At 75.7% G+C, this 8,370-nt stretch carries 11 protein-coding genes; 9 read left to right on the forward strand and 2 right to left on the reverse strand.

The window, feature by feature from the left end:
* The first annotated feature begins 8 nt into the window (after positions 1-8).
* Positions 9-509 carry a hypothetical protein gene (locus OF117_RS19225; protein WP_263554457.1) on the forward strand — a complete coding sequence of 167 codons (501 nt, stop codon included), beginning with the start codon at positions 9-11 and terminating at the stop codon, positions 507-509.
* A 55-nt stretch (positions 510-564) separates the two neighbouring features.
* Here OF117_RS19225 and OF117_RS19230 read toward each other — a convergent pair whose 3' ends face one another.
* Positions 565-855: a hypothetical protein gene (locus tag OF117_RS19230; RefSeq protein ID WP_263554458.1), complete on the reverse strand. Its 291-nt coding sequence runs from the start codon at positions 853-855 to the stop codon at positions 565-567.
* 290 nt (positions 856-1,145) lie between these two features.
* Positions 1,146-1,769 (reverse strand): GPP34 family phosphoprotein, encoded by a 624-nt coding sequence (locus OF117_RS19235; RefSeq protein WP_263554459.1) that lies wholly within the window; start codon positions 1,767-1,769, stop codon positions 1,146-1,148.
* Between the two features lie 352 nt (positions 1,770-2,121).
* On the opposite strand from OF117_RS19235, the gene rpe reads away from it, so the two are divergent.
* The 8 genes from rpe to OF117_RS19275 all read left to right on the forward strand — a co-directional run bounded on the left by rpe (position 2,122) and on the right by OF117_RS19275 (position 8,302).
* Positions 2,122-2,793 (forward strand): ribulose-phosphate 3-epimerase, encoded by a 672-nt coding sequence (rpe, locus tag OF117_RS19240; protein ID WP_263554460.1) that lies wholly within the window; start codon positions 2,122-2,124, stop codon positions 2,791-2,793.
* Positions 2,790-3,878, forward strand: a complete 1,089-nt coding sequence (gene ribD, locus OF117_RS19245) for a bifunctional diaminohydroxyphosphoribosylaminopyrimidine deaminase/5-amino-6-(5-phosphoribosylamino)uracil reductase RibD (protein WP_263554461.1) — start codon at positions 2,790-2,792, stop codon at positions 3,876-3,878. Before rpe ends, ribD begins: the two co-directional genes overlap by 4 nt.
* Before the next feature lies 1 nt (position 3,879).
* Positions 3,880-4,509 carry a riboflavin synthase gene (locus OF117_RS19250; RefSeq protein WP_263554462.1) on the forward strand — a complete coding sequence of 210 codons (630 nt, stop codon included), beginning with the start codon at positions 3,880-3,882 and terminating at the stop codon, positions 4,507-4,509.
* Complete coding sequence (locus tag OF117_RS19255; protein WP_263554463.1) at positions 4,506-5,972, forward strand: bifunctional 3,4-dihydroxy-2-butanone-4-phosphate synthase/GTP cyclohydrolase II; 1,467 nt, start codon at positions 4,506-4,508, stop codon at positions 5,970-5,972. The genes OF117_RS19250 and OF117_RS19255 overlap by 4 nt, the downstream gene beginning before the upstream one ends.
* Positions 5,969-6,490 carry a 6,7-dimethyl-8-ribityllumazine synthase gene (gene ribH / locus OF117_RS19260; RefSeq protein ID WP_263554464.1) on the forward strand — a complete coding sequence of 174 codons (522 nt, stop codon included), beginning with the start codon at positions 5,969-5,971 and terminating at the stop codon, positions 6,488-6,490. The genes OF117_RS19255 and ribH overlap by 4 nt, the downstream gene beginning before the upstream one ends.
* Complete coding sequence (locus tag OF117_RS19265) at positions 6,487-6,750, forward strand: phosphoribosyl-ATP diphosphatase (RefSeq protein WP_263554465.1); 264 nt, start codon at positions 6,487-6,489, stop codon at positions 6,748-6,750. The genes ribH and OF117_RS19265 overlap by 4 nt, the downstream gene beginning before the upstream one ends.
* Before the next feature lie 113 nt (positions 6,751-6,863).
* Positions 6,864-7,730 (forward strand): ATP phosphoribosyltransferase, encoded by an 867-nt coding sequence (hisG, locus tag OF117_RS19270; RefSeq protein WP_263554466.1) that lies wholly within the window; start codon positions 6,864-6,866, stop codon positions 7,728-7,730.
* Between the two features lie 77 nt (positions 7,731-7,807).
* Positions 7,808-8,302 (forward strand): SSI family serine proteinase inhibitor, encoded by a 495-nt coding sequence (locus tag OF117_RS19275; RefSeq protein WP_263554467.1) that lies wholly within the window; start codon positions 7,808-7,810, stop codon positions 8,300-8,302.
* Positions 8,303-8,370 lie beyond the last annotated feature (68 nt).

Here is an 8,370-nt window from a genome sequence, read left to right on the forward strand (position 1 = left end):
TGCGCGCCATGCCCTGGCTGCGCGACGACTTCCAGCACCCGACCCGCGCCGAGCTGCCGACCGGCCAGCACCTGCGGCCCATGGGCGCGGCCGACACCGAGATCGACCACCCGGCCGTCATGGGCTCCCGCGAGCGGTTGTGGACCCTCTACGGCGAGGCCTGGGGCTGGCCGCCGGCGCACCTGACGATCGAGGCCGACCGCGAGGACCTCGCCCACCACGAGCGCGAGATCGCCGCGCACGAGAGCTTCCTCTACGGCCTGTTCGAGGACGACGAGGCGGAGCTGCTCGGCTGCCTGTACATCGACCCGCCCACCAAGGCCGGCGACGTGGGCGCCGAGGTGTCGTGGTGGGTCGTCGACAAGCTGGTCGGCAGCGACGTGGAGCGCAGCTTCGACGAGTTCGTGCCCCGGTGGCTGGCCGAGCAGTGGCCGCTGCCCGCCCCGCCGCGCCTCGTCGGCTGGGACCTCACCTGGGCCGAGTGGAACGCGCTGCCCGCCCGCGGCTGAGCGAGGTCCGGCGGAGCCGCGCCGCTCGTGCGTCGACGCCCCCGCGACGCGGCCGTCAGGACATGAAGAGGATCGCGCCCAGGACGGCGTTGGCGATCGACAGCACGATCCCGGCGTAGCCGCAGACGAGGGCCGTGAGGGCCTGCTTCCCGCCGCCGGCGCCGCGGGCGGCGAGCGACCGGCCCCGGTGGCCGAGGACCACCGCCACGATGCCCCCGGCCAGACCCGACACGACGAAGGCGAACGGCACCCAGAACGTGGTCACCGAGATGATCCCGCAGATCATGCCGGCGAGCGCCCGCCCGTTGGTCGCCGGCAGGACGCCGCTGGTCGGTGCCTCGGACACGGCTCCTCCTCGGTCGCGGTGCTCACGTGTGGCGACGGAACGCTAGGGGCGATCCGGAACCGACGCCATCCGGAAGGGGTGGAGTCACCCGTCCGGCGGACGAGGACCCGACGACATCCGGAAAGGCCGAGCACGAGCAGGCGTTCCCGCGGGAACGCCCGTTCCTCCTCCGGCGGGACCGCCCGGCCCGGGCGGGCGTCGCGTGACGCTCGTCGACCTCCGGCCGTCCCGACCGCACCCGACACCGCCGCATGTCGACACGGGCGGACGGACGAGACGGGCGGGCCTGCTCAGTAGTAGGGGACCGATCCGCCGTCCGCGGCGCCCGCCGCGCGGAGGTTGTGCCGGTGAGCCACGTCGAGGTGCGCGGTGACCGCCTCGCAGATCCACCGCAGCGGGCCGGTCGGGGAGAGGTCCTGCTCGTCGACCGGCTCCGGACGTCCGCCGGCGCCGCAGGCGAGCCCGAGGACCCGGACGGCCGCCGCGCCAGGAGAGCCGTCGTCGGGCGGAGGGCCGGCGAGCAGCCGGCGGTCGTCGGCGGCGACCGCGGACACGTCCTCGTACCGCCGTCCGGGGAAGCGGCGCCGCACCACCCATCGGCCCGAGGCCAGGTTCGCCTCCGCCAGGTCGCGCATCCGCACGCCGCCGTGGTCCAGCCACCAGTCGAGCGACCGCTCCGGTTCGACCTCCACCGCCGCGAGCAGCCGGTCGGCGGGCGGGAAGCCGGTGGGCGCGGCGTCGACGGTGATGCCGTCGTCCTCGTGCGCGAGCCGGTCCGCGCGCGCCAGGTCGACGAGCAGCGCGCCACGGACGGCGACGTCCCAGAGGGCGAAGTCGCGCAACCGTCCCCGGGCGTCCAGGCACAGCGACGCCAGGCGGACGGCGACGCCGCCGGTCAGGTCGACGGGGGTCACGGCCGTGGGAGCGGATCGGCCAGCCAGCGCGGCGCCCACCGTGCCCGGCGGCGGGACGCGGCGTCCTGCTCGGAGCGCGCGGTGGCCCTCGCGCGGTCGAGCGGCGTGTCCGGCACGCGCGCAGCGTAGGAGCCGGTCCGGGCTCGCGACCTCCGCGTGCACCCCATCGGGCGACGGCGGCGGTGCGCGCCGCAGCTCGACCTGCGACGGCCTCGAGCACCACGACACCGCCGCATGCCGGCAACGGGCGGGACGACGTCAGCGGTGGCCGGCCAGGAGCGGGCGGCGTCCGCATCGGGCGCCCAGCTCCACGGGGCGACCGGTGATCACCGCGCACCTAGACTCGGCGGACGTGCCCCGGCAACCGATGATCGCCCCGAGCCTGCTCTCGGCGGACTTCGCCCGGCTGGCGGAGGAGGCGCAGCGGGTCGCCGATGCCGACTGGTTGCACGTCGACGTGATGGACGCGCACTTCGTCCCCAACCTCACCCTCGGCCTGCCCGTCGCGCAGGCCATCCAGAAGGTCAGCCCGGTGCCGCTCGACTGCCACCTGATGATCGACGCCCCCGAGCGGTGGGCACCCGGCTACGCCGAGATGGGCGCCCGAAACGTCACCGTGCACGCCGAGGCATGCTCGGGCGACCCGCGCGCCGTGGCCCGCGACCTGCGCGCCGCCGGCTCGCTCGCCGGGCTGGCCATCAAGCCGGGCACCCCGCTGGACGACGTCCTCGACGCGCTGCCCGGCTTCGACACGCTGCTGGTCATGACCGTCGAGCCGGGCTTCGGCGGGCAGGACTTCATCGCCGAGGTGCTGCCCAAGGTCCGCCGCGCCCGCACGCTGGTCGAGACCGGCCATCTGCGGCTGTTCATCGAGGTCGACGGCGGCATCAACGCCGACACCATCGAGCAGGCGTCCGAGGCCGGCGCGGACGTGTTCGTCGCGGGCTCCGCCGTCTACGGCGCCGACGACCCGGCGAAGGCCATCGCCGCCCTCCGTGCCCAGGCCACCGCGGCGACGAGGTGACCACCACCCCCGCCGAACGAGCGGCCACGGCCCGGGCGCGCGAGTCCACCGCCATGGCCCGGGCCCGCGAGCTCGGCGACTCCGTGCTCGGCCGCACCAGCCCCAACCCGCCGGTCGGTGCGGTCGTGCTCGCCCCCGACGGCAGCGTCGCCGGCGAAGGGGCCACCTCGCCGCCGGGCGGCCCGCACGCGGAGGTCCGCGCGCTGGAGCAGGCCGGCGCCCGCGCCCGTGGCGGCACCGCCGTCGTCACCCTGGAGCCGTGCGCGCACACCGGCCGCACCGGCCCGTGCGCCGAGGCCCTGATCGCGGCGGGCATCGCCCGGGTGGTCGTCGCCGTGCCGGAGCCGACCGAGCTGGCCGGTGGGGGAGCCCCGCGGCTCCGCGAGGCCGGCGTCGACGTCGAGCTCGGCGTCGAGCAGGCGGCCGCCGAAGAGGGCGCCCTCGCCGGCTGGCTCACCGGCGTCCGCCAGCGCCGGCCGTTCGTCGTCTGGAAGGTCGCCGCCACCCTCGACGGGCGGGTCGCCGCGGCCGACGGCAGCAGCCGCTGGATCACCGGGGAGGCGGCGCGGGCCGCCGTCCACCGGCTGCGCGCCACCTGCGACGCCGTCCTCGTCGGGTCGGGCACCGCCCTGGTCGACGACCCGCAGCTGACCGTCCGCGACGCCGACGGCGTGCCGGCCGACCACCAGCCGCTGCGCGTGGTCGCCGACCGGCGCGGCCGGCTGCCGGCCACGGCCAAGGTCCTGGACGGCGCCGCGCCGACCCACGTGAGCCGGGCGGGCACGCCCGCCGAGCTGCTGGCCGAGCTGTACGGGCACGACGTCCGCCGCGTGCTGCTCGAGGGGGGCCCCGGGCTGGCCGCCGCCTTCCTCCGCGACGGCCTGGTCGACGAGGTGGTCGTCCACCTCGCGCCGAAGCTGCTCGGGGCCGGTCGCCCGCTGGTGGGTGACCTGGGAATTCCGACGATCGGCGCAGCGCTGGGCTTCGAGGTCCAGGAGGTCGCCCTCCTGGGCGGTGACGTCGCGGTCCGCGCCCGGCCGACCCGGCACACTGGTCGCCAGGAGCGCGGGCAGGGGAGGGGCTGAGGTGTTCACCGGCATCGTCGAAGAGGTCGGCACACTCGTCGTCCGCGAGGAGCAGAGCGACGCCGCCCGGCTGTCGATCCGCGCGGCGAGGACGCTGGAGGGGGTCGTGCTCGGCGACTCGATCTCCGTTAACGGGGTGTGCCTCACCGTCACCGACGTGGGCGACGGGGTGTGGAGCGCCGACGTGATGGCCGAGACGCTGCGCCGGACCAGCCTGGGCGCGGTGCCCGAGGGCGGCACCGTCAACCTGGAGCGCGCGGTGACCCCGCACGGCCGGCTCGGCGGGCACCTGGTGCAGGGCCACGTCGACGGCGTCGGCACGGTGCTCGCGCGCACGCCCGGCGAGCACTGGGAGGTCGTGCGCATCGCGCTGCCGCGCGAGCTGGCGCGCTACGTCGTCGAGAAGGGCTCCATCACCGTGGACGGCGTCTCGCTGACCGTCAGCGCCGTCAGCGCCATCAGCGACGTCGACGACGCGACGTCTCCCGGTGGCCCCTGGTTCGAGGTCAGCCTGATCCCCACCACCCTGCGCGAGACCACGCTGGGCACCCGCGATCCCGGCGACCCGGTCAACCTGGAGGTCGACGTGATCGCCAAGTACGTGGAGCGGCTGCTCGGAGCGACCCGATGAGCGACCCGGCGAGCGGACCGATCACCCGCCTCGACACCGTCGAGGACGCGATCGCCGCGATCAAGCGCGGCCGCCCGGTCGTGGTCATCGACGACGAGGACCGCGAGAACGAGGGCGACCTGATCTTCGCCAGCGAGCTGGCCACCCCCGAGCTGGTCGCGTTCATGGTCCGCTACACGTCGGGCTACATCTGCGTGTCGGTCACCGAGGAGGACGCCGACCGGCTGGACCTCCCCCCGATGTTCCGGGTGAACCAGGACCGGCGCGGCACCGCCTACACCGTCACCGTCGACGCCCGCGAGGGCGTCACCACCGGCATCTCCGCCGCCGACCGTGCGCACACCATCCGCTTGCTGGCCGGCGCCTCGACCACCAGCGCCGACCTGGCCCGGCCCGGGCACATCGTGCCGCTGCGGGCCAAGGACGGCGGCGTGCTGCGCCGGCCCGGGCACACCGAGGCCGCCGTCGACCTCGCCGTGCTCGCCGGACTGCGGCCGAGCGGCACGCTGTGCGAGCTGGTGAGCGAGAAGGACCCGACCGGCATGGCCCGCGGCGAGGAACTGCGCGTCTTCGCCGACGAGCACGATCTGTGCCTGATCTCCATCGCCGACCTGATCGCCTACCGCAAGCGCTTCGACAAGCTCGTCGAGCGGGTCGCCCAGGCCACCGTGCCGCTCGCGCCGGGGACCTTCACCGCGGTCGGCTATCGCAGCTCCTACGACGACCGCGAGCACGTCGCCTTCGTCTACGGCGACATCAGCGACGGCGAGGACGTGCTGGTCCGCGTGCACTCCGAGTGCCTCACCGGCGACGTGTTCGGCTCGCTGCGCTGCGACTGCGGCCCCCAGCTGCAGGCGGCGCTGGCCGCGGTGGCGCGCGAGGGCCGCGGGGTCGTGCTCTACATCCGCGGGCACGAGGGCCGGGGCATCGGCCTGCTGCACAAGCTGCAGGCCTACCAGCTGCAGGACTCCGGGGTCGACACCGTCGACGCCAACCTCGACCTCGGGCTGCCCGCCGACGCCCGCGACTACGGCACCGGCGCGCAGATCCTCGTCGACCTCGGGGTGCGCACCATGCGGCTGCTCACCAACAACCCGGCCAAGCGCGCCGGGCTGGAGGGCTACGGCCTGCAGGTCGTCGGCCGGGTGCCGCTGCCCACGCACGTCACCGCGGAGAACCTGGCGTACCTGCGCACGAAGCGCGACCGCATGGGCCACCTGCTCGACATCATCGAGCCGGAGACCGAGGCCGGCCCCGCCGACACCCCTCCCGCGCGGTCCACCCCCGACCCCGGTGACGCGGCGGTCGCCGTCGGGCACGACCCGGCCGCGGTCGGCAGCGACCCGCTGCCCGAGGGCATCCCGCTGCGCGTCGACGAGCAGGAACCCACGACCGCCCGGCCTCGTCGCCGGCGGCCGTGGCTGCCCACGTGGCCCACCGGCGACGACGAGCCGCGCGCATGAGCGGCAAGGGCGCCCCGGAGGCGCGGCCGGTCGACGCCTCCGGCCTGGGTCTGGGCATCGTGGCGACCACCTGGCACGCCGAGATCACCGACGCGCTGCTGGCCCGCGCGGTGGAGGCGGCCCGGGCTTCCGGCGTCGCCGAGCCAACCGTCGTGCGCGTGCCCGGCGCGGTCGAGCTACCGGTGGTCGCCCAGGCGCTGACCGAGCGGCACGACGCGGTGGTCGCGCTCGGTGTGGTCATCCGCGGCGGCACACCGCACTTCGAGTACGTCTGCGACGCGGTCACCGCGGGGCTGACCCGGGTGGCGCTCGACGCGGGCACGCCGGTCGGCAACGGCGTCCTGACCTGCGACACCGAGGAGCAGGCCCGCGACCGGGCCGGGCTGCCCGGCTCGGCCGAGGACAAGGGCTGGGAGGCCACCGTCGCCGCCCTGTCGACCGCACTGGTGCTGCGCGGCCTGCGCGCGCCGCAGCGCGCCACCGGCTTCGGCGTGGCCCCGGCGGGAGGTCGGGCGTGAAGCGCTTCGACGAGCTCTTCGACGAGCTCTCGGCCAAGGTGCTGGCCGGCGACCCGGCCTCGGGCACCGTGGCCGCCGTCCGCGAGGGCGTGCACGCCGCCGGCAAGAAGGTGGTCGAGGAGGCCGCCGAGTCGTGGATGGCCGCCGAGCACGAGAGCGACGAGCGGACGGCGGAGGAGATCAGCCAGCTGCTGTACCGGGTGCAGGTGCTCATGCTCGCCCGCGGGCTGACCCTCGACGACGTCTACGCTCACCTCTGAAGGAGAAGGACCCCGCTGGTGAAGGACCCCGTCCTTCTCACCCCTCGCACGCTCGGGGCGAGCCTCGGGACGGGGCCTGATGCCACAACGCATCTCGACGAAGGAGCTGTGCCGTGCTGCGCATCGCCGTGCCCAACAAGGGCGTCCTGAGCGAGCCGGCGGCCGAGATGCTCGCCGAGAGCGGCTACCGGCAGCGGCGCAGCACCAAGGACCTCGCCGTCTACGACCCCGACAGCGACACCGAGTTCTTCTACCTGCGCCCGCGGGACATCGCCGTCTACGTCGCCGCCGGAACCCTCGACGTCGGCATCACCGGGCGCGACATGCTGCTCGAGACCGCCCCCGCCGACGGCGAGGGGCCCGCCGCGGTCGAGGACATGGCGTTGGGCTTCGGCCGGTCGTCGTTCCGCTTCGCCGCGCCCGTCGAGTCCGTCGTCCGCAAGGTCGACGAGCTGGCCGGCAAGCGCATCGCCACCGCCTACCCGGTCCTGCTGCAGCGCTACCTCGACGACTGCGGGATCAAGGCCGCCGTGGTCCGGCTGGACGGCGCGGTGGAGACGGCCTGCCGGCTCGGCGTCGCCGACGCGGTCTGCGACGTGGTGGAGACGGGCACGACGCTGCGCGCGGCGGGGCTGCAGATCATCGGCGAGCCGGTGCTGGCCAGCGAGGCGATCCTGGTGCGGCGGGAGGGCGCCGAGGAGATCCCCGCGGTGGCGCAGCTGCGCCGGCGGCTGCGCGGCGTCCTGGTCGCCCGCCAGTACGTGATGCTCGACTACGACTGCCCCAACGACCTGCTCGACCGGGCCACCGCGCTCACCCCCGGCCTCGAGGGGCCCACGGTCAGCCCGCTGCAGACGCCCGGCTGGTCGGCGGTGCGCGCCATGGTCGCGCAGTCCGACACCAACCGGGTGATGGACGAGCTGTGGGAGCTGGGCGCCCGGGCGATCCTGGTCACCAGCATCCACGCCTGCCGCATCTGATCGTGAACGGGCCGGACGTGCGAGCGCGCCCCCGGCCGGCACTTTCGCCGCGCGCCGCTCGTCAGACCGGTATGCGCGTGCTCGCCGTCCCGCTGTTCGCGCTCCTCGCCCTGCTCGCGGCCTGCGCCGGCACACCCGGGAGCGGGGACGCGGCGGGCGGGGACGCGACCGGCGACGCCACCGGGACGCCTCCGTCCGCCCCCGCCGGCGAGGACGGGCCGACCGCCGGCGGCGGGGACGACGACCTGGTGATCGAGATCGACCGCGGCGACGGCTCGCCGGTGCAGCGGTACACGCTCGCCTGCGGTGGTTCCACCCCCGGCGACCTCCCCGGTGCCGAGGCGGCCTGTGCGCACCTGACGGGCATGGCGGAGCCCTTCGCGCCCGTCCCGGCCGACGCCGTGTGCACCGAGCAGTACGGCGGGCCGCAGACCGCGCGCATCACCGGCCGGTGGCACGGCCAGCCGGTCGACCTGGAGCTCTCCCGGGTCGACGGGTGCCGCATCTCCCAGTGGGACGGGCTCGGCCCGCTGTTGCCCGGCCCGGTGGGCGTGGAGGCCCCGCCCAGCTGACCCCGCCCAGCTGACCCCGCCCTGCTGACCCCGCCCTGCTGACCCCGCCCTGCTGACCCCGCCCTGCT

Source organism: Geodermatophilus sp. YIM 151500 (assembly GCF_025716945.1).
GTDB lineage: Bacteria > Actinomycetota > Actinomycetes > Mycobacteriales > Geodermatophilaceae > YIM-151500.

Excerpts from the sequence above, each read along its gene's own strand:
- OF117_RS19225 (WP_263554457.1), top strand. The coding sequence starts at position 9 with ATGCCCTGGCTGCGCGACGACTTCCAGCACCCGACCCGCGCCGAGCTG.
- OF117_RS19255 (WP_263554463.1), top strand. The coding sequence starts at position 4,506 with ATGAGCGACCCGGCGAGCGGACCGATCACCCGCCTCGACACCGTCGAG.
- ribH (WP_263554464.1), top strand. The coding sequence starts at position 5,969 with ATGAGCGGCAAGGGCGCCCCGGAGGCGCGGCCGGTCGACGCCTCCGGC.